This is a genomic window from Streptomyces sp. NPDC059816 (assembly GCF_042732055.1).
Classification (GTDB): Bacteria; Actinomycetota; Actinomycetes; order Streptomycetales; family Streptomycetaceae; genus Streptomyces.
Window position 1 is genome coordinate 1 of record NZ_JBHWIQ010000017.1, and the last position, 19744, is coordinate 19744.

Here is a 19744-nt window from a genome sequence, read left to right on the forward strand (position 1 = left end):
CCTTCGGTGTTTCCGACTCTATCAGATCTTTCCGATCCGATTTCCTCGGTGCTTTCCGGGAGAACGCTTTTCGGCGTTTTCCTTTCCGGCGATTCCGACTTTATCAGAGGCTTTCCGGTGGTTCGAACCACCGAGTGAGTTCTGCATGTAAGTCAGAGGAGGTTTCTCGGATTCGTTTCGATGAACTCGATGAACTTCCGAGAAGCAGATAGATTCTGCGGTCGCCAACGGGTCGAGCCCGTTCGTAGGCAACTGTTCAAATCTACCTCCCCAGCTGGGCCGTGTCAACGGATTTCCCTGGGGCGAAGAGGACACTAGCAGGTGAACGGCGGCCCACGCACATCAGGCGGCCAGGGGCACGGCGGCGCTCCGTTCGTCGGCGTCGAGGTCCCCCGTCTCGCCTTCCCTGACCGCCCGGCGCCCCAGTACGTACACGTAGGCGAGGAAGAGCAGCTCGGCGGCGATGCCGATGCCGATCCGGGCCCAGGTGGGGAGGCCGGACGGGGTGACGAACCCTTCGATGGCTCCCGAGATGAAGAGGACCAGGGCCAGGCCGATCGCCATGCCGAGGGCGGCGCGGCCCTCTTCGGCGAGGGCGGCGCGGCGGGTGCGGGGGCCCGGGTCGATGACCGTCCAGCCGAGGCGTAGCCCGGTGCCGGCCGCCACGAAGACCGCCGTCAGTTCGAGGAGCCCGTGCGGGATGATCAGGCCGAGGAAGACGTCGAGGCGACCGGCCGAGGCCATGAGCCCGATGCCCATGCCGATGTTCACCATGTTCGTCAGCAGGATCCACAGGACCGGTACGCACAGGAAGGCGCCCAGGACGAGGCAGAGCGCGGCGGCCTGGGCGTTGTTCGTCCACACCTGTGCCGCGAACGACGCCGCCGGGTTGCTGGAGTAGTACGCCTCGTACCCGCCGCCGGGCCGGGTCATCTCGCGGAGTTCGGCGGGGGCGCCGATGCTCGCCTGGACTTCGGGGCGGGTGGCGATCCACCAGCCGATGAGCGCCGCGGCGAGCGTGGAGACAATGGCGGTGGGCACCCACCAGTGGCGGGTGCGGTAGAGCGCGGCCGGGAAACCGTGCGTGAGGAACCGGGTCACGTCGCGCCAGGAGGCGCGGCGGGTGCCGGTCACCGCGTTGCGGGCCCGGGCCACGAGTTGGGTGAGGCGGCCGAGGAGCTGCGGGTCGGGCGTACTGGACCGGATCAGGGAGAGGTGGGTGGCGGTGCGTTGGTAGAGGGAGACGAGTTCGTCCGCCTCGGCCCCCGTGAGGCGGCGCCGGCGGCGCAGCAGGTGGTCCAGCCGGTCCCATTCGGCCCGGTGGGCGGACACGAAGACGTCGAGGTCCATCGGGTCAGTTGCTCCTCGGCTTCTCGTACTGCGGCGACGCGTTTCAGCTTGGCAGACTGGCCCTTCCCGGGGCAGGCCAGGGCGGCGGAAGGTGATGGTAGTGAGTGATCTCGTAACGGGTGAGGCGGTGGCGCTGGAGCTCCAGCCCGCCAAGTTGCCGAGCCGCGGCCTGGCGGTGCTGATCGATCTGGCCCTGGCGGTCACGGTCTACATCGGGGTGACGGTGGGGCTGATAGCGGCCGCCGCGTCGCTGGACGAGGCGGCGATGGCGGCGGTGTCGGTGGCGAGCTTCCTGTTGTTGCTGGTGGGGGTGCCGATAGCCGTCGAGACCCTGAGCCACGGGCGGTCGCTGGGGAAGCTGGCGTGCGGGTTGCGGGTGGTGCGGGACGACGGGGGGCCGATCCGGTTCCGGCACGCGCTGGTGCGGGGTGCGTTCGGGGCGATCGAGATCCTGTTGACCTTCGGCACGGTGGCGTCCATCGCCTCGTTGGCGTCGGAGCGGGGGCGTCGGGTGGGTGATGTGCTCGCGGGGACGCTGGTGGTGCGGGAGCGGGTGCCGGTGGCCCGCAGTGCGTACGTTCCGCCTCCGCCGCCGTGGTTGGCGGGGCAGTTCTCCTCGCTCGACCTGTCGGGGGTGCCGGACGGTCTGTGGCTGGCGGTGCGGCAGTACCTGACGCGGATGTCGCAGTTCGATCAGCAGGTGGGGTGGGACATGGCGCGGCGGCTGGCGGAGGAGTTGGTCGCGCGGACGGGGGCGACCGTGCCGCCGGGGGTGCCGCCCGCCGCGTTCCTGGCCGCCGTGGTGCACGAGCGGCAGTCGCGGGACGTGCAGCGGATGTCCGGGGGTGGTGCTCCGGGGGGTTACGGGCCGGGCGGTCACGGCGCGGTGGGTCACGGGCCGGGTCAGTACGGGGCGGGAGGCGGCTCGGGGTTCGCGCCGCCCGGTGGGGGTGTCGCGGCGGGGCCGGTCGTCGGTCCGGGGCCGGGGAGCGGGGCCGCGGGGCCGGTGGCCGGGCACGGCACGGGTGGGAACGGCCCCGGTGGGGCTGGTGGGGCCGGTGCGGGGGGTGGCACGGGGTTCGCGCCGCCGTCCTGAGGGTGGTGGGGCGTCAGGGGAACGTCGACGGGGGCGATTCCAGGTTCTCCAGCTCGATGCCGGGGGCCGACAGGACGACGTCCCCGGTGAGGTGGACGGTGTGCTGTTCGCCGGTGTCCAGGGCGGTGACCTGGTATTCGTCCACGATCAGGGGGGCGTTGTCAGTGGTGTGTGTTTCTCTGTTCAGCAGGGCCCAGGACTGGTCGAGGGTGCGGGGGGCGAGGACCGGATCGGTGAAGGCGACGAGGCGGACCCGGGTGGGTGGGGAGGCGGGGGTGAGGCGCAGCAGTCGGGCGGTCGCGACGAGGAAGGCCGGGGAGGTGCCGGTGAACGCGTGGGCGGGGGCGTTGCCCTCGGTGGCGTGGACTCCGGTGGGGTCGGTACGGACCCAGGTGACGCCGTCGAGCGCGCCGGCGCGCACCTGCCAGCTGGCGGCGTTCAGTTCGAGGCGTAGGGGGCGGCCGAGTTCGTCGAGCGTGAGGTCGACGGAGCCGATGTGTTCGCCGGAGGGGGCGACGCGTTGGGAGACGTAGCGCCAGCCGGAGGGGCCGGGGGCGCAATGGAAGTGTTCCTCACCGAGGGGGGTGTGGTCGTGCGTGTCGTGGAGCGAGTAGTGGCCGCGGGGCATGGGGGTCCTGGTTCTCGGTCGTTCTGATCTCCCGGTGCCGGACCGGTGGCGGGTTCGCCCGCCGGGTTCGGCTCGGGTGCGCGGTACGGGGCAGGCCCCCGGCACGGGGGTGCGGGGGCCTGCCTGGTGCGTCCTGTCGGTCCGCCGCGGGGCGGCGGGGCCGGGTCAGTAGCGGTAGTGGTCCGACTTGTACGGTCCTTCGACCTCGACGCCGATGTACGCGGCCTGCTCGGGGCGCAGGGTCGTGAGCTTCACGCCGAGCGCGGCGAGGTGGAGGCGGGCGACCTTCTCGTCGAGGTGCTTGGGCAGCGTGTAGACGTCGGTCGGGTAGGCGTCGGGCTTGGTGAACAGCTCGATCTGGGCCAGGGTCTGGTCTGCGAAGGAGTTGGACATCACGAACGACGGGTGCCCGGTGGCGTTGCCGAGGTTGAGGAGGCGGCCCTCGGACAGCACGATGAGGACCTTGCCGTCGGGGAAGGTCCAGGTGTGGACCTGGGGCTTGACCTCGTCCTTGACGACGCCGGGGAGCTTGGCGAGGCCGGCCATGTCGAGTTCGTTGTCGAAGTGGCCGATGTTGCCGACGATGGCCTGGTGCTTCATCTTGGCCATGTCGGCGGCCATGATGATGTCCTTGTTGCCGGTCGTGGTGATGAAGATGTCGGCCGTCTCGATGACCTCGTCGAGGGTGGTGACCTGGTAGCCGTCCATGGCTGCCTGGAGCGCACAGATCGGGTCGATCTCGGTGACGATGACGCGTGCGCCCTGGCCGCGCAGGGACTCGGCACAGCCCTTGCCGACGTCGCCGTAGCCGCAGACGACGGCCGTCTTGCCGCCGATGAGGACGTCGGTGGCGCGGTTGATGCCGTCGATCAGGGAGTGGCGGCAGCCGTACTTGTTGTCGAACTTCGACTTGGTGACGGCGTCGTTGACGTTGATCGCCGGGAAGAGCAGGGTGCCGTCGCGGTGCATCTCGTAGAGGCGGTGGACACCGGTGGTGGTCTCCTCGGTGACGCCGCGGATCTCGGAGGAGAGCCGGGTCCACTTCTGCGGGTCCTCGCCGAGGGTGCGGGTGAGGAGTTCGAGGATGACGCGGTGCTCGTCGGACTCGGCGGTGTCGGTCGAGGGGACCTTGCCGTCCTTTTCGTACTCGACGCCCTTGTGGACGAGGACGGTGGCGTCGCCGCCGTCGTCGAGGATCATGTTGGGGCCGCCGGTGGGGCTGTCGGGCCAGGTCAGGGCCTGCTCGGTGCACCACCAGTACTCCTCCAGCGTCTCGCCCTTCCAGGCGAAGACGGGGACGCCGCTGGGGGCGTCCGGGGTGCCGTCGGGGCCCACGGCGATGGCCGCGGCGGCGTGGTCCTGGGTGGAGAAGATGTTGCAGGAGGCCCAGCGGACCTGTGCGCCGAGGGCGACCAGGGTCTCGATGAGGACGGCGGTCTGCACGGTCATGTGCAGGGAGCCGGTGACCCGGGCGCCGGCGAGCGGCTGCTGGGCGGCGTACTCGGCACGGATGGCCATGAGGCCGGGCATCTCGTGCTCGGCGAGGGTGATCTCCTTGCGCCCGTAGGCGGCGAGGGAGAGGTCGGCGACCTTGAAGTCCTGTCGGTTGTCGACAGTGGTCATGGGGAGCTGCTCCTCGTGGGTCGGTCGAGATGGGTGCACGGCTGTTCTGCGCGACGGCGGGCGGGGTGGTGCCCGGGCGCGTGCGCAGCGCAGTCCGTCGGAGGCCCTCTCTCCCTCGGTCGGCCCGGGGTGCGGGCCGCCCGACCGCCATCAGCAGCGACGTCTGGCTCTGGTCACGAATCTAACACCGTGGGGCGGGTGTGCCCCAGGGCGCAAATCGGTTCGGCTTGATTGCTGGGGGTGGCCCGTGGGGCGGGAGTGGCCCGTGGGTCGGGGTGGGGTCGGCGGGTCGGGGTGGGGTAGGGCGGGTTCAGTGGGCGGGGCCGCCGGGGGTGGCTTCGGCGTCGGGGCCCTTCGCGGCTTCGGCCGCGCTGTAGAGGTCGGGTTCGAGGTAGATCACCCGGGCGATGGGGCAGGCGGTGCGGACGCGGGACTCGGCGGCGTCGATGGCGGCGGCGATCTGTGCGGCGGTGCTGTCGCGGGGGACGGCGATCTTGGCGGCGACGAGCAGTTCCTCGGGGCCCAGGTGCAGGGTGCGCATGTGGATGAGGCGGGTGACGGTGGTGCCGTCGACGAGGGCGCTCTCGATGGTGCGGAGGTCGTCGGTGCCGGCGGCTTCGCCGAGGAGGAGGGATTTGGTCTCCACGGCGAGGACGAGGGCGATGAGGATGAGCAGGACGCCGATGCAGAGGGTGCCGATGCCGTCCCAGAGGCCGTCGCCGGTGGCGAGGGCGAGGCTGACGCCGGCGAGGGCGAGGACCAGGCCGACGAGGGCGCCGAGGTCCTCCAGGAGGACGACGGGGAGTTCGGGGGCCTTGGAGTGGCGGACGAACTCCTTCCAGGAGAGGGTGCCGCGGATCTGGTTGGACTCCTTGATCGCGGTGCGGAAGGAGAAGATCTCGGCGACGATCGCGAAGACGAGTACGCCCACGGGCCAGTACCAGTTCTCGATGGCGTGGGGGTGCTTGACCTTCTCGTAGCCCTCGTAGAGCGCGAACATGCCGCCGGCGGAGAAGAGCACGATGGAGACGAGGAAGGCGTAGATGTAGCGCTCGCGGCCGTAGCCGAAGGGGTGTTGCGGGGTGGCTTCGCGTCGGGCGCGTCTGCCGCCGAGGAGGAGCAGTCCCTGGTTGCCGGAGTCGGCGAGGGAGTGGACGCTCTCGGCGAGCATCGACGAGGAGCCGCTGAAGAGGAAGGCCACGAATTTGGCGACCGCGATCGAGAGGTTGGCGGCGAGTGCCGCGACGATGGCTTTGGTTCCGCCTGATGCGCTCATCTGTGCGTGGTGTCCCTTCGCCCGTTCCGGCGCCCGCGGGACGCCGTCGGTCCCTGGTGGTGTGCCCGGTGGTGACGGCGTCGGATCGTACGGGGCCGAGGGGGCCGGCGCAGGCGGTTTGACGGTTCGTGTCGCCCGTCCGGGGACGGTGGGGCGTCAGACCACGACGGTGGCGCGGAACAGGGTGCCGGAGCCGGTCACCTCGGTACGGTCGCCGGCGGCGACGAAGACGGAGGTGCCGGGGGTGAGGGTCTCGCTGGTGCCGCCGCCGTGCAGGGTGATCGTGCCGGCCGTGCACAGGAGGATCTGCGGGGTGTCGGTGGTGAGGTCGCCGGGTGCGGCGCCCTCGGGTCGGGTGAGGCGGGAGAGGCGGAACTCGTCGATGGGGGTGTCGTAGACCTCCTCGCCGTCGGGGGAGGCTTCGGGGCGCAGGACGGCGGGGTCGGCGGCCTCGAAGCGGACGACCCGGAGGAGTTCGGGGACGTCGATGTGCTTCGGGGTGAGGCCGCAGCGCAGGACGTTGTCGGAGTTGGCCATGATCTCGACGCCGAGGCCGTGCAGATAGGTGTGCGGGACTCCGGCACCGAGGAACAGGGCCTCGCCGGGCTGGAGCCGGACGTGGTTGAGGAGGGTCGCGGCGAGGACGCCCGGGTCGCCGGGGTAGTGGTGGGCGAGCCCGGCGTAGGCGGCGTAGGCGGCGGTGCGGGCGGCTGCGGGGGCGGCGGGGTCGGCCGGGTCGGGGTCGGCGGCCGGTGCGGTCGTCCCCGGTTCGACGGTGCGGGCGTCCTCGGCGGCGAGACGGGCGCAGGCCTGGGCGGTTTCGGTGACGAGGGCGGCGATCTCGGTGCGGTCGGCGGAGAGGATCGCGGTGAGGACCTCGCGCAGGGCGGCGTCCTCGGGGGTGGCGCGCAGCAGGTCGACGTACGGCTTGAGGCCGTCGACGTCCAGTCGGGCGAGGAGGTCGGCGGTGGCGTGCGGGGGGCGGAAGCCGCACAGGCCCTCGAACGGGGTGAGCGCGCAGATCAGTTCGGGCTTGTGGTTGGCGTCCTTGTAGTTGCGGTGTCCGGCGGTCAGCGGGATGTCCTGTTGCTGTTCGCGGGCGTACCCCTCGCGGGCCTGGGTGAGGTCGGGGTGGACCTGGAGGGAGACGGGGGCGCCGGCGGCGAGGAGTTTGAGGAGGAAGGGCAGGTGGGGGCCGAAGCGGGCGACGGCCGGGGCGCCGAGGGTGCCTTCGGGGTCGGTGTCGATCACTTCGGTGAGGGTGCCGCGCGGGGTGCGCGAGGGCGCTCCGGGGTGGGCTCCCATCCACTGTTCGGCCTGCGGCTCGCCGGTGGGCGCCACGCCGAGGAGGTGGGGGATGGCGGTGGCGGAACCCCAGGCGTAGGGGCGGATGGGGTTGGCGAGGCGGTCCATGGGGTTCTTTCTCCGTTCGAGTACGAGGTCGACGCTGCCGGTGGGCTTCCCGCGAGGTGGCGGGGTTCGGGAGCGACGGCCGGGGCGGGGCCCCGGGTCCAGATCAAGCCCCCGAAGCGAGCGCCAGGTAAACGGCGGCGAAATCTGTGACGGCGATCAGTTCGGCGAGTGCTTCGAGTGCGTCGCCGGTGCGGTCGGCGTCGTCCCGGGGTCCGCCAGGGGTGCCGGGTTCGCCGGGGGCGCCGTGTTCGCCAGGGGCGCCGGGGTCACCCGATCCGTGGGGTGCGTGCGGGTCGTCGCCGGTGGGGCCGGGTTCGAGTTCGCTGATGGCGGTGTCGTGGCCGAGGGCGAGTTCACGGGCGGCGGGGGCGGCGCTGAGCTTGCCGGTGGCACGGTCGCGGAGGAGGACGACCCGGGCGCGCAGGGCCGGGGCCTCGTCGACGCGGTCGCGGAAGAAGTCGTCGGGGTCGGCGCCCGCGGCGAGGGTGCCGGTGAGGAGCGCGCCGTGCGCGGGGAGGGCCTCGGGGAGTTGGGCGGCGAGGGCGGGGCGGCCGGCGAGTTCGCCGATGGCGGCGGCGAAGCGGCGGCCGGCGGGTCCGGCGGACGGGCCTTCGGTCCAGATCAGCGGCAGCGAGTCGGCGAGTTCGGCGGCGAGGGACTTCGCGGGGTTGGCGTAGGTGGCGATGGCGGGGCCGCAGCGTTCGGCGGTGCGGTCGAGGCGGTCGGCCACCCGTTCCAGGGCGTCGGTGGGGGCGCTGACGAGTCCGGTGCGGTCGAGCAGCATCAGCAGCGGGGTGAGCAGGGCCCACAGGGCGCCGGGCGCGGAGGCCGCGTCGGGTTCGTCCTGTTCGTAGGGTGCGGTGGCCATGGGGAGGGCGAGGCCGTGGACGCCGTTGACGGCTTCCCCGAGGGGGGTGCGGTCGGGTGCGACGGAGACGACGGTGCAGCCGCGGCGGTACGCCTGTTCGGCGAGCAGGGCGAGGCCGGGTTCGGTGCCGTCCGGGGTGGCGATGAGCAGCAGGTCGACGGGGCCGGCCCAGCCGGGGAGGGCCCAGCGCAGGGCGCCGGGGGCGGCGGCGACTCCGGTGGGGTCGAGGCGGACGACGGGGCAGCCGGCGCCGGCGAGGGAGCCGAGGATGTCGGCGGCGGCGTTCGCGGCGGCTCCGGGGCCGGCCATGAGGACGGCGCGGGGGCGGCCGTCGGGCCGGAGGTCGGCCACGCCCGCTTCGGCGGCGCGTCGGGCGGCGGTGCGCACCCGGGCGCCCGCTTCGGCCGCGCCCCGCAGCAGTCGTCGCCGGTCGGCCCTGGCGAGTGCTTCGGGTGCGTCCAGCAGCGATTCGTCGAGCATGGGGGCGGCCTCCGATTCGCTGGATGGTGGTGCGGGGTGCCGGGCGGCGGGCGTGGAGCGGCGAAGGGTGTGGTCCATGGTCGGACGGGTGCGGCTCGGGTGTGCTGCCGGGTGGGCGGTGTCGTCAGTCGGGGCGGCGGGCCTCGTCGACGAGGAGCACGGGGATGTCGTCCCGGACGGGGTAGGCGAGGCCGCAGTCCTCGCCGGTGCAGATCAGCTCGGCCTCCGCCTCGGTCAGGGGGGCGTGGCAGGCCGGGCAGGCCAGGATCTCCAGGAGTCCGGCTTCGAGCGGCATGGCGGTGTTTCCTTCCGGGTGGTGGGCGCGCGGGCGTCGGGTCCGCGGCGTGGTCAGCGTACCGCTGTGCCCTGGTCCGTGCCGGGCTGGCGGGGGTGCCCGGCCGGGGGTCCGGGGGCGGGTGGGGACGGGTACCGGGTGGTGGGTCCGGTACCCGTCCGGGTGCGGCGGCGGGGGCTCAGCCGCGGATGAGGTCCAGGACCTCGTCGCGGACCTTGGCCATGGTGGCCTGGTCGCGGGCTTCCGCGTTGAGGCGGAGCAGGGGCTCGGTGTTGGAGGGGCGGACGTTGAACCACCAGTCGGCGGTGGTGACGGTGAGTCCGTCGAGTTCGTCGATGGTGACGTCGTCGCGGCCCTCGTAGGCGACGCGGACCGCGGCGAGGCGGGCGCTCTGGTCGTCGACGGTGGAGTTGATCTCGCCGGAGCCGGCGTAGCGGTCGTACTGGGCGACCAGGGCGGAGAGGGTGCCGTCCTGCTCGCCGAGTGCGGCCAGCACGTGCAGGGCGGCGAGCATGCCGGTGTCGGCGTTCCAGAAGTCGCGGAAGTAGTAGTGCGCCGAGTGTTCGCCGCCGAAGATCGCGCCGGTGTTCGCCATCTCCTGCTTGATGAAGGAGTGGCCGACGCGGGTGCGCACGGGGGTGCCGCCCTGTTCGCGGACGACCTCGGGGACGGACCAGGAGGTGATGAGGTTGTGGATGACGGTGCCCCGGCCGCCGTGCTTGGCGAGTTCGCGGGAGGCGACGAGGGCGGTGATCGCGGACGGGGAGACGGGGTCGCCGTTCTGGTCGACGACGAAGCAGCGGTCGGCGTCGCCGTCGAAGGCGATGCCGAGGTCGGCGTGCTCGGTGCGGACGCGGGCCTGGAGGTCGACGATGTTCTTCGGGTCGAGGGGGTTGGCCTCGTGGTGCGGGAAGGTGCCGTCGAGTTCGAAGTACATCGGCACGAGGTCCAGGGGCAGGCCGTCGAAGACCGTGGGGACGGTGTGGCCGCCCATGCCGTTGCCCGCGTCGACGACGACCTTGAGCGGGCGGATGCCGGTGAGGTCGACCAGGGAGCGCAGGTGGGCGGCGTAGTCGCTCAGGGTGTCGCGCTGGGTGAGGGTGCCGGGGGTGGCGGCGGGTTCCGGGGCCGGGTCGGTGCCGGAGGCCCAGCCTTCGACGAGGGCGCGGATCTCGGCGAGTCCGGTGTCCTGGCCGACGGGGGCGGCTCCGGCGCGGCACATCTTGATGCCGTTGTACTGGGCCGGGTTGTGGGAGGCGGTGAACATCGCCCCGGGCAGGTCGAGGGCGCCGGACGCGTAGTAGAGCTGGTCGGTGGAGCAGAGTCCGATCTCGGTGACGTCCACGCCGCGGGCGGCGGCGCCCCGGGCGAAGGCCCGGGACAGGCCGGGGGACGAGGGCCGCATGTCGTGCCCGGTGACGATCGCGTGAGCGCCCGTCACCTGTGCGAAGGCCGCGCCGAAGAGTTCGGCGAGCGACTCGTCCCACTGGTCGGGAACCACCCCGCGGACGTCGTACGCCTTCACGATCTGCGACAGATCAACAGCCACGGCCAACCCTCCTGGAGGTCCTCTGAGGCCCCCAAACTACCCGCAGGGTGCCGGGGCCGGGTGGGCGACGCGGTTCCCCGACGGGGCCGGGGCCGGGTTTCGGCCGCGGGGGTGTCGTGGCTGGTCGCGCGGGGGGTGTTCGAGGGCCGCTGCGGGGGCGGGAGTTGGGGTCAGGAGTCCGGGGAGCGCAGGACCCGCAGGTGGCCGCGGCGGCCGACCTCGACGGGGTCGGCGCCCGACCTGCCGCCCGCGTCGGTGGTGCGTTCGTGGGGGCGGGCCGCCTCGCGCACGGCGTTGGCGAGGGCTTCGAGGTCGTCGCCGCTGGGGCGGGGCGGGCCGCTGGCCTCGGCGAGCCGGACGACCTCCCAGCCGCGGGGCGCGGTGAGGCGCTCGGAGTGCTCGGCGCAGAGGTCGTAGCAGTGGGGTTCGGCGTAGGTGGCGAGGGGGCCGAGGACCGCGGTCGAGTCGGCGTAGACGTACGTCAGCGTCGCGACGGCGGGACGGCCGCAAGCGGTGCGCGAACAGCGACGTACAGGGCTCACGATGATGGACGCTACCGCACTCTTGAGCGGGCCGCGACGACTCCTCGGCACGTCACCCCACCGTGTCGTGGCGTGAACTCGATCCTCGCGGTTTCTGGTATTGCCCCTCGGTCCCGCCGGGTGACCTCCGGCCGGAAGAGGGAGGCGGGTGACGACTGGTAATGAATAGGGGCATTCTCGTCATTTTGCAAGGGGGCGCCACTCTCTGAAGTGATCAATTTCGATCATGACCTTGGCTGGAATGGTCAGTAAGTGACATGCCCTACATCGGTTCGCCCGGGCGTGCCGCCGTGCAGGTCACCCGGGGTGCGGTGGAGCGCTGACACGGGCCGCGCCGACGACCGAGGAGTCCACCGGAGGACTACGCTTCGTCGGTGATGGACAACCCCGTGCCCCCCAGTGCCGCCGACCGCGGTCCCCGCCGCCGTGACCGGCACGGCAGGGGGATGCGCGGCCCCGTGGCCCCGCCGCAGGTGCCGCTCGCCGCCAGCAGGGCCGAACTGTTCACGGACCTGGTGCAGGACTCGGTCGAACGGCTGGAGCGGCGCTGGCCCCAGCTCGCCGACTTCGACTTCATGGTCCTGGAGGTCCCCCGGTTGGACGCCTCCGAAGACGGCTGGAACGAGGACCCCGTACCGCTGGGCGGGATCGTCCCGGCCCGGGAGGGGCGCCGCGCCCGGGTCGTGATCTACCGGCGGCCGGTGGAGATCCGCACCAAGGGGCGCGACGAACGCGCCGCCCTGGTGCACGAGGTGGTGGTGGAGCAGGTCGCGGAGCTCCTGGGTCTGACCCCGGAGACCGTCGACCCCCACTACGACGAGGACTGAGTCCCGGCCCGCCCCTCCTGCCGGAGCCCGTCCCTCAGTCCTGGAGCACGGACAGGTCCTGGTCCGCGTCCGGCACCGAGACGGTGCCCCGGTCGTCGGCGAGGGCCTGCACGGTGAACATCGGGACGCCGTCGTCCGGGGCTTCGAGCATCCGCGAGGCGTGCACCGGGCCGCCGGAGATCGACTCCACGGTCAAGGCGTACGTGCCCTTGAGGCCCCGCGGCACGGGCGGGTCGGCCAGCAGCGTCGACCCGCTCTTGACGGTGTACGTCTCGGTCACCGCCTCGCCGCCCCCGCTGCCCGCCGAGGCGGTGACCCGCACCTTGGCGGCGGCGCCGGGGGCGACCAGGGACAGCGCGGTGCCCTTGGCGCGGTTGTCGGCGACCGTCGCCCGGGCGCCGACCGCCGTACTGGCCGGGATGTACGCGGTCTCCTGGCGGTCGCCCTTGCCCCGGACGACCTGGAGGGCGGCCACCACCGGCGCGGCGGACCGGCCCTTGGGGGTCAGGAGCAGGGAGCCCGCCTCGCCCTTGGTGACGTCACCCAGGTCGACGACGGCCGTCATCCCCGATTTGACGTGCAGGCTCTCGTTCCCGGCGGGAGTGATCGGCCCGTTCGGGGAGGCCACCTTGACGTCGACCTCCGCGTCGCTCTCGCCGGGGGCGAAGACGATCAGACGGGCCGAGGTGACGTCCTTGGGGATGCCCGGCACCACCAGCGCGGGCCCGGGGTCGGCGGCGGGGGCCAGCCAGTCGGAGCCGCGCCGGGCGTCGGTGGCCCGCACCGCGGCGGCCACCCGACCGCTGCGGACCGTGACGTGCGCCGTCAGATCGGCCTGGGGCTTCTCGGTCAGCGTGGACAGCAGCACCGGCACGCTCGCCCGCGGCTGCACCTGGATGCCGTCGCCGAGCGAGGTCTTCAGAGGGCCGTCCTTGCCGTGGAGCTCGATGTCGACGACGGCCGCCGCGTCGTCCGGGTTGGTCAGGTGGAGGTAGTCGGTGCGGTCCTCGGCGGTGCTGACGCCCGGCAGCCAGAAGTCGGTGTCGGGGGCGGCACAGGCGAGGCCGAGCACCCCGCGGCCCTGGCCCGCCGAGACGGTGGTGGTCTGCTGGACGGTCCAGCCCGGGGCGAGGTCGCCCTCGGCTGCGCCGATCAGGGCGGGCGCGTCCGCACCGGACTCCTCGCCGGTGACCTGGACACCGGGTTCCTTCGGCACGAGGACGGGCGCGGTGTCGTTCCCGTTCTTGGCGCCCTTCCCGTCCTTGCCGGTGCCCTTGGTTCCCTTGGTGCCCTTGGGCTCGTCCGAACCGGTGGACTTCTTCTCGGCCGGGGTCAGCCGTGCCTTGCCGGTGGCGGCGGTGCCCTCGGACTTCGGGGTGAAGGAGCTGTAGACGGTGTCCGCGAGGTCCGAGTCGCTGGGCGCCGGGCACAGCACCCCGGAGCGCTCGACGGGCAGCCGGGCGGCGGCCGGAGCGCCGTCGGCCCCGGCCTCCTCGGGCACGGACACGACGGCGAGTCCGGTGACGGCGGCCAGCGCCGCCGTCACGGCGAACAGGGACAGGGTGGTGCGGTTCACTGCTGGCTCCCGTCGGGGCGCTCACGGTCGGTGCCGTGCGGGTGCCCGGGCGCCTCGGGGCCGGGCTGTCCGTACACGGGGGTGGTGCTGTCGTAGCCGCCGTCGTAGCCGGAGTAGCCGTAACCCGGGACGTCCGGCGGGGCCTGGTGGCCCGGGACGGGGTCCGGGTACGGGGACACCGCGGCGTACGGGTCGTGGGTGCCGTCCTGCGGGTACGGGGCGTAGCCGCCGCCCTGGTACGGATCCTCGTACGGGGTCTGCGGGGGAACCGCGGCACCGGGGTACGCGGGGCCCTGGGGGACCGGGGGAACCGGCTCGGCCGGCGTGGCGGGCGCGTCGTCCCAGGCGGGGTGCGCCACCTGGTGCGGAACGGGGGCCTGCGGGACCTCGGTGGCGGGGTCCGGTGCGGGCGCCCGGTCGCGTAGCCGGCGGGCCCGACGGCCTCCCGCGGGCGCAGCGGGTGCGGTGGGCGCAGCAGGCGCGGCGGGTTCGGTGGGCCCGGCGGCCACCGGCGCGGCGGCGGGCTGCTCCGCGTCGGGCAGGTCGTCGTCGACGTGCCGGCGGCGGCCGGGCAGCGCGAGCACGACCAGGACCAGGGCGAGCGCGCCCTGCGCCCACACCCACGCGGTGTGGGTGAGGGGCGCGTCGTAGGTGATGTCGAGGCGTCCGCCGGAGGTGGGCAGGGTGAAGCCCTGGGCCCAGCCGTCGACGGTGACCCGGGTCAGCGGCTCGCCGTCCAGGGTCGCGGTCCAGCCGGCGGCGGCGGTGTCGGCGAGGCGCAGCACCCGGCCCTCGGGGCCGGCGGCGATGTCGGTGTGGACCTCGACGGGACCGGCGGCCACGGGCTGCGGGTCGCCGGACTTCGGGACGACCGCGGCCCGGGAGACCTGCCGGTCGACGCGCCACAGGGAGTTGCCGTCCTGTTGGCTGAGCCGGGACAGTCCGGGCGTGGTGTCGAGCACCCGGCTCATGCCGCGGGGGGCGCCGTCGCGCACGAGGACGTAGCGGACGGCGTAGCCGCCGAGTTCGTCGGCCTGGTCGGCGCCGGAGCCGGCGACCAGGTTGGCGACGACCTCGTCGAGCCGGGGGGCGGCGGGGGCGGCGGCGGTGAGTTCGGCGTCGCCCAGGCGGGCGCCGGAGCCGCGGACCAGGGTGTAGGCGACGCGCGCCGGGGTCTCGCCGTCGAGGACGAGGGTGCGGGCCTGGTCCTGGGTGCCGCTCTCCTCGGCGACGAAGGCGGGCACCTGGACCGGGTCGCGACGGTCCAGGGGGCCGTCGGCGCCGCGGATCATCCAGCCGGCGGCGGCGAGGAAGGTGCCCGCGGCGGCGGCGAAGGCGATGAGCGCGGCGACCGGCTGACGCCAGCCGAAGCTCTGTTCGGCGACGCGGTGGCGGGCCCCGTCCGCGCCGATGATCGCCGCGCCGAGCAGGGCGAGGCCGTAGACGAGGGTTGCCGGGCCGGCCCAGCCGGAGCCGTTGGAGAGGGCCGCGAAGACGAGGGCGACGAGGGCGACGGTCCAGGCGGTGAGGACGCCGGTGCGGCGCTCGGCGCGCAGCAGGGCGGCGAGCGCGGCCAGGACGATGCCGACGAGCAGCAGCCCGCCGACGGTGCCGGGGCCGCCCGGGGAGGCGCCGAGCAGGTCGAGGGCGCTGGCGGGGTCGACCTGGTGGTCGAGTCCGGCCTCCTGGAAGAAGCCCGTGGGCAGCAGCGACAGCGACCAGGGCGCGAGGACCAGCAGCGGGGTGGCGAGGGCGGCGAGGAAACGGGCCGCGTAGGCGATCGGGTCGCGGCGGCGCACCGCGAGCAGGGCCAGGCCGAGGACCAGCGCGAGGGGCCACACCACGGGGGTGAAGGCGGTGGCGACGGTCAGCAGCAGGGCGAGCGCCCAGGTGGCGCGCCAGCTGCCGCGCTTGGTGGACGTGCCGGACAGGGCCAGTCCCCCGGCGGCGACCGCGGCGCGGGCGATCAGCGGCAGCAGCACGGCGAGTACGGCGGTGCCGATCCGGCCGCTCGCGAGGGCGCCGGTGACGGCGGGCAGGAAGGCGTACGCGATGGCGGCCCAGGCGCGCAGCAGCCGGGACATGACGAGGGGGCGGGACGCGAAGTAGGCGGCGATCCCGGCGAGCGGAACGGACCCGATCAGCAGGACCGTGACGGCGAGCCCGGTGGAGCCGAACAGGGCGCTGGCCAGCAGGGCGATGAGTGCGAGGTAGGGCGGGGCGGCCTGGGTGCCGCCGGTGCCGACGGGGTGCCAGCCGTCGGTGTAGCGGGCCCACAGGTCGGCGGCGTCGGCGGGTGCGGGCAGCAGGGCGCCGCCGGCGAGGGCGCCGCCGCCGAGCAGGGCGCGGCAGGCGATCAGGGAGAACAGCAGCAGGACCACGAAGAGCACGGGGCCCGGCTTGCGTCCCACGCGCTTGAGCCGGGCGAACTGTTCGACTTCGAGGAAGTCGGCGTCGTCGCCGCCGGGTCCGGACTCGACGGCTCCGTGGCGTCCGCCGGTGCCGGCCTCGGCGTCGCTGCCCGCACCGCCGACGAGACTGCCGGTCACCTGTTCGACGGTGGCGCGGATCGTGGCGCCGGGTGGCGGGAACAGGGGGCGCAGTTCGCCCTTGTCGACCCGGGGGCGCCCGCGGGTGCGGCGGGCGGCGAGGACGCGGCCGGGGCGCAGCAGGGTCGCGGCGAGGCCGGTGATCTCGTCGAGGGCCTGTCCGGGTGCCTTGCCGACGAGGTAGGCGAGGGCGCGCAGGACGGTGCCGACGACGAGTCTGACGAGGATCCAGGGCAGGGCCGCGGAGCGTGCGTTGGCGAGCAGCGCGTACGCGGCGCCGGCCTTGTCGACCTTGCGGGGGGAGGTGGTGCCGCGGCCCGCGCAGTCGACGCTGCGGCGTTCGCGGGAGGCCGCCTCGGCGTGTCGGACGACGGCCTCGGGGGCGACGAGGACGCGGTGGCCGGCGTGGTGGGCGCGCCAGCACAGGTCCACGTCGTCGCGCATGAGGGGCAGGTGGCGGTCGAAGCCGCCGAGCTGTTCGAAGACGTCGCGGCGGACCAGCATGCCGGCGGTGGAGACGGCCAGTACGGGGCGTACGTGGTCGTGTTGGCCCTGGTCCTGTTCGCGGCGGTCCAGGCCGGTCCAGCGGCGTCCGCTGTGGGCGAGGGTCACGCCGACTTCGAGGAGTTGGCGGCGGTCGTACCAGCCGCGGAGCTTGGGGCCGACGACGGCGACCTCGTGGCCGAGTTCGCGTTCGTTCTCCACCACGCGCAGGAGGTGGTCGAGGGCGTCCGGTTCGGGTGCGCAGTCGTCGTGCAGGAGCCACAGCCACTGTTCGGGCTCGCCGTGCGGCAGTTCGGGCAGGTCGTACGCGTCGTCGTGCCAGGTGCGGCTGACGGGGTCCCAGCCGCTGGGGCGCTTGAGGTACGGGAGGTCGTCGGGGGTGAGGGCCGGTGCGCTGCGCACGGCTTCGTCGACGGCCTGGCCGAAGCCGGTGCGGCGGGCGAGGTGCAGGACGCGGCCCTCGCCCAGCGCTTCGGTGACCAGTCGGGCGGAGTCGTCGGCGCTGCCGGTGTCGGCGGCGACGGCGCTTTGCACCGGGCGGGTCTGGCCGAGGAGACCGGCGAGGGTGTCGGGCAGCCAGCGGGCGCCGTCGTGCGTGACGACGACGGCGGTCACGACGTGTCGCGGGTGCGCGGGCGGGCTGGTCGGATCGGACAGGGCCGGTCGTGGTGACGCGGGCGCGCTGGCCGGGACGGCGTGGTGGCTGTGCAGGGACATCGAGGTGCGGGCCCCGGTTCGCTGGACTGTGGTCGACGCGCACGGCGCTCCGGTGGCCTCGGGCGCGGTGGCCGTGGGTCACGGAGGTGGTGGGTCTCGGACGAGCGACCACACTAACGGCTGGCCGCGGAACCGGTCGCCGCCGTGGACGACCCCGTGACCGGCGTTCCGTGACCGGCACTTCGCCGTCGGGGTGCCCCTCGGTGTCCGGTGCACCCGGTTACCCCGCCGGCCGGGCCCCGCCGGGGTGGGGGCGGGCGCCGGGCGGTGGAGCGGGGGCCGCGGGTGCGCGGGGGTGGGTACGGGTGCGGGGGTACGGGTGCGTGATGGGGGTGTGGGGTGGGTAGGGGTGGAGCGCGGTGGGGGTGCGAGCGGCCGGGACGGGCGCGGGGCTGTCGGGGCTCCCGGTGCCGTCGGAGTTGCTGGTGCCGTCAGGTGGCCCGGTGCCGTCGGTGCTCCGGGTGCCGTCGGGTTTAGATCGCCGCTTTCTTGAGGCGGCGGCGCTCCCGCTCGGACAGGCCGCCCCAGATGCCGAAGCGCTCGTCGTTGGCGAGCGCGTATTCAAGACATTCGGAGCGGACCTCGCAGGCGAGGCAGACCTTCTTGGCCTCGCGGGTGGATCCGCCCTTCTCAGGGAAGAACGACTCGGGATCGGTCTGGGCGCACAGTGCGCGCTCCTGCCAGCCGAGTTCCTCTTCGTCCATGCCCTCGACGGTCTCCACTGATTCGATCAGCAGGTGCTGGAACAGCTCGGTCATGTAGCGCCCCTCGTCTGTTTTTGCGTCCCCGTGATGGTGTCGCGCCTGCTCGGGCCGAACGACACGAGTGAAATTACAAGTGTGCTGATCCAAGCCAGTCAAGCCGGGATCTGCTATCGGGCCCCTTATTCACTCTGCGGAACCAAGGGTATACGGTAAGTGTTCAAATCGGCATAAACCGAGACACCGGCGAGGGGCCACTTCCTGGCACCGTCTCACCAGGGGAGACGGCTCGGGACGAGGTCTCGTTGCGGTGACGGCGCGGAAGCGAAACTGATCACACCCGCGTCACGGCTCCACGACGCCACGGGGACGATCGGCGCCGCCGTGCGTTGCCGCGTGTTTCCTAGTCAAGGGGCGCGCAATCCTTTCGGCAATGGGCGCCACCGGAACAGGTGAATCTCGGCCAGCCAACCGGCGTCCCGGTTGACATACCGGGCATGAACCGGTTGCCTGGTGGGCATGCTCGCGAACTTGGCGCTTCCCGCGACCCGCCCTGGGTTCCTCGGTGCTGCCCGCTCGCGCTGTAGCTGTTGCCGTTCCTGCTGTTGAGCCCACTGCGCTCCGGCCACTGATCCGCATCTGCCGCATCACCCTCAGGTCTGCGTTCCGCCCGTCCGCGCCGTCGGGCACGCCCTCCCCACTCTTCTTTCTCTTCGCCGAGGACACCACCGCACCCCATGAACAGCGACAGCGACCTCCAGATCGCGGGCGACATCCTCGAGGTACCCCACCTCCTCCAGCCCGCGCGCGAACACCCGTTCACGGTGGCGGAGTTCGCCGGGCTCGCCCGGTCCATCGCCGCCGACCGCGCCCAGTGGGCGCATCTGGTGCGCTACGACGCCACCAGCCGTTGGTACCACCGCTTGCGCACCGGGCCCGGGTACGAGGTGTGGTTGCTGTCCTGGGTGCCCGGGCAGGGCAGCGGGGTGCACGACCACGGGCCCTCCAGTGGGGTGCTCACGGTGCTGGAGGGTGAGCTGACCGAGCGCACGCGGCAGGCTTCGCACGTTTTGCGGCCGGGGGCGCAGCGGGTCTTCGCGCCGGGGTACGTCCACGAGGTCGTCAACGCGGCGATGGAACCTGCGGTGAGCCTTCATGTGTACTACCCGGGGCTTACCGAGATGCGGATGCATGCGGCGCAGTGTGCGGGGGCGGCTGCGGCTGCTTCTGTTTGAGCGGTTCCTGCAGGTGCGCTGGGGTCGCCCGCGCAGTTCCCCGCGCCCCCTTCGGTACGTCCACCTCGCGGTGCGCTGTCCCGTGCGGGTGCGTGGTGCTTTCGCGCAGTTCCCCGCGCCCCTATCCGGTGCGTCCGCCTGGGGGTGCGCTGTCCCGTGCGGTGCGCTGGGGCTTTGCGCAGTTCCCCGCGCCCCTGGATCTCGGGCGCTACTCGGCGTCGTCGGCCGCCCCGCCGGCACAGCACACGCGCCCCGACGAAGCCGCAGGCGAACCCCGGCCAGGCGCGCACCCGAGCCAGATCGGGCCCCGTAAGGGGCGCGGGGAACTGCGCGGGTGACCACAGCGCGCCGCACAGGACAGCGCACCCGGGCCGGATCAGCCCCAATAGGGGCGCGGGGAACTGCGCGAAAGCCCCACGCACCCGCACGGGACAGCGCACCGCGAGGTGAACGCACCCAAAGGGGCGCGGGGAACTGCGCGAAGCTCCAGCGCACCCCGCAGGGAACCGCGCACC

Annotated in this window: 15 protein-coding genes; 3 read left to right on the plus strand and 12 right to left on the minus strand. The window is 73.3% G+C overall.

Annotated elements, in window-relative coordinates:
• Positions 1-342: 342 nt before the first annotated feature.
• Complete coding sequence (locus ACFV88_RS22155; RefSeq protein ID WP_385493453.1) at positions 343-1350, minus strand: stage II sporulation protein M; 1008 nt, start codon at positions 1348-1350, stop codon at positions 343-345.
• Positions 1351-1450: 100 nt separating this feature from the next.
• Between ACFV88_RS22155 and ACFV88_RS22160 the strand changes: the two genes are divergently transcribed.
• Positions 1451-2446, plus strand: coding sequence for an RDD family protein (locus ACFV88_RS22160; protein WP_385493454.1), 996 nt, complete (start codon positions 1451-1453; stop codon positions 2444-2446).
• Positions 2447-2459: 13 nt separating this feature from the next.
• Here the strand turns inward: ACFV88_RS22160 and ACFV88_RS22165 are convergent, their stop codons facing one another.
• From ACFV88_RS22165 to ACFV88_RS22200, 8 genes are all read right to left on the minus strand, one after another.
• The gene (locus ACFV88_RS22165; protein WP_385493457.1) at positions 2460-3074 is read right to left on the minus strand and encodes a hypothetical protein; all 615 of its coding nucleotides are present in this window, start codon (positions 3072-3074) and stop codon (positions 2460-2462) included.
• A 165-nt stretch (positions 3075-3239) separates the two neighbouring features.
• A complete protein-coding gene (gene ahcY, locus ACFV88_RS22170) occupies positions 3240-4697 on the minus strand; it encodes an adenosylhomocysteinase (RefSeq protein WP_385493458.1) in 1458 nt (485 codons plus the stop codon).
• A gap of 310 nt (positions 4698-5007) precedes the next feature.
• A complete protein-coding gene (locus ACFV88_RS22175; RefSeq protein WP_385493459.1) occupies positions 5008-5973 on the minus strand; it encodes a cation diffusion facilitator family transporter in 966 nt (321 codons plus the stop codon).
• Between the two features lie 156 nt (positions 5974-6129).
• Positions 6130-7386, minus strand: coding sequence for a mannose-6-phosphate isomerase, class I (gene manA, locus ACFV88_RS22180; RefSeq protein ID WP_385493460.1), 1257 nt, complete (start codon positions 7384-7386; stop codon positions 6130-6132).
• 103 nt (positions 7387-7489) lie between these two features.
• Positions 7490-8734: an SIS domain-containing protein gene (locus ACFV88_RS22185; RefSeq protein WP_385493656.1), complete on the minus strand. Its 1245-nt coding sequence runs from the start codon at positions 8732-8734 to the stop codon at positions 7490-7492.
• Positions 8735-8858: 124 nt separating this feature from the next.
• Positions 8859-9029 carry a Trm112 family protein gene (locus tag ACFV88_RS22190; RefSeq protein WP_385493461.1) on the minus strand — a complete coding sequence of 57 codons (171 nt, stop codon included), beginning with the start codon at positions 9027-9029 and terminating at the stop codon, positions 8859-8861.
• Between the two features lie 178 nt (positions 9030-9207).
• Entirely contained in the window at positions 9208-10578 is a 1371-nt protein-coding gene (locus ACFV88_RS22195) for a phosphomannomutase/phosphoglucomutase (protein ID WP_385493462.1), read from the minus strand.
• Between the two features lie 170 nt (positions 10579-10748).
• Positions 10749-11171, minus strand: a complete 423-nt coding sequence (locus tag ACFV88_RS22200) for a DUF3499 domain-containing protein (protein ID WP_385493463.1) — start codon at positions 11169-11171, stop codon at positions 10749-10751.
• Between the two features lie 326 nt (positions 11172-11497).
• Here ACFV88_RS22200 and ACFV88_RS22205 point away from each other — a divergent pair, with 326 nt between their 5' ends.
• Positions 11498-11947 (plus strand): metallopeptidase family protein, encoded by a 450-nt coding sequence (locus ACFV88_RS22205; protein WP_385493657.1) that lies wholly within the window; start codon positions 11498-11500, stop codon positions 11945-11947.
• Between the two features lie 34 nt (positions 11948-11981).
• Here ACFV88_RS22205 and ACFV88_RS22210 read toward each other — a convergent pair whose 3' ends face one another.
• From ACFV88_RS22210 to ACFV88_RS22220, 3 genes are all read right to left on the minus strand, one after another.
• Entirely contained in the window at positions 11982-13523 is a 1542-nt protein-coding gene (locus ACFV88_RS22210; protein WP_385493464.1) for a DUF5719 family protein, read from the minus strand.
• Positions 13520-17293 (minus strand): glycosyltransferase, encoded by a 3774-nt coding sequence (locus ACFV88_RS22215; protein ID WP_385493465.1) that lies wholly within the window; start codon positions 17291-17293, stop codon positions 13520-13522. The genes ACFV88_RS22210 and ACFV88_RS22215 overlap by 4 nt, the downstream gene beginning before the upstream one ends.
• A gap of 473 nt (positions 17294-17766) precedes the next feature.
• On the minus strand, positions 17767-18051 hold the full coding sequence (locus tag ACFV88_RS22220) for a WhiB family transcriptional regulator (protein ID WP_385493467.1): 285 nt from the start codon (positions 18049-18051) through the stop codon (positions 17767-17769).
• Between the two features lie 680 nt (positions 18052-18731).
• Here ACFV88_RS22220 and ACFV88_RS22225 point away from each other — a divergent pair.
• A complete protein-coding gene (locus tag ACFV88_RS22225; RefSeq protein WP_385493468.1) occupies positions 18732-19229 on the plus strand; it encodes a cysteine dioxygenase in 498 nt (165 codons plus the stop codon).
• Positions 19230-19744 lie beyond the last annotated feature (515 nt).

Coding starts and splice junctions, on each gene's coding strand:
- ACFV88_RS22215 (WP_385493465.1), bottom strand. CDS start 17,293: ATGTCCCTGCACAGCCACCACGCCGTCCCGGCCAGCGCGCCCGCGTCA.
- ACFV88_RS22205 (WP_385493657.1), top strand. CDS start 11,498: ATGGACAACCCCGTGCCCCCCAGTGCCGCCGACCGCGGTCCCCGCCGC.
- ACFV88_RS22220 (WP_385493467.1), bottom strand. CDS start 18,051: ATGACCGAGCTGTTCCAGCACCTGCTGATCGAATCAGTGGAGACCGTC.
- ACFV88_RS22185 (WP_385493656.1), bottom strand. CDS start 8,734: ATGCTCGACGAATCGCTGCTGGACGCACCCGAAGCACTCGCCAGGGCC.
- ACFV88_RS22175 (WP_385493459.1), bottom strand. CDS start 5,973: ATGAGCGCATCAGGCGGAACCAAAGCCATCGTCGCGGCACTCGCCGCC.
- ACFV88_RS22190 (WP_385493461.1), bottom strand. CDS start 9,029: ATGCCGCTCGAAGCCGGACTCCTGGAGATCCTGGCCTGCCCGGCCTGC.
- ACFV88_RS22165 (WP_385493457.1), bottom strand. CDS start 3,074: ATGCCCCGCGGCCACTACTCGCTCCACGACACGCACGACCACACCCCC.
- ahcY (WP_385493458.1), bottom strand. CDS start 4,697: ATGACCACTGTCGACAACCGACAGGACTTCAAGGTCGCCGACCTCTCC.
- manA (WP_385493460.1), bottom strand. CDS start 7,386: ATGGACCGCCTCGCCAACCCCATCCGCCCCTACGCCTGGGGTTCCGCC.
- ACFV88_RS22225 (WP_385493468.1), top strand. CDS start 18,732: ATGAACAGCGACAGCGACCTCCAGATCGCGGGCGACATCCTCGAGGTA.
- ACFV88_RS22155 (WP_385493453.1), bottom strand. CDS start 1,350: ATGGACCTCGACGTCTTCGTGTCCGCCCACCGGGCCGAATGGGACCGG.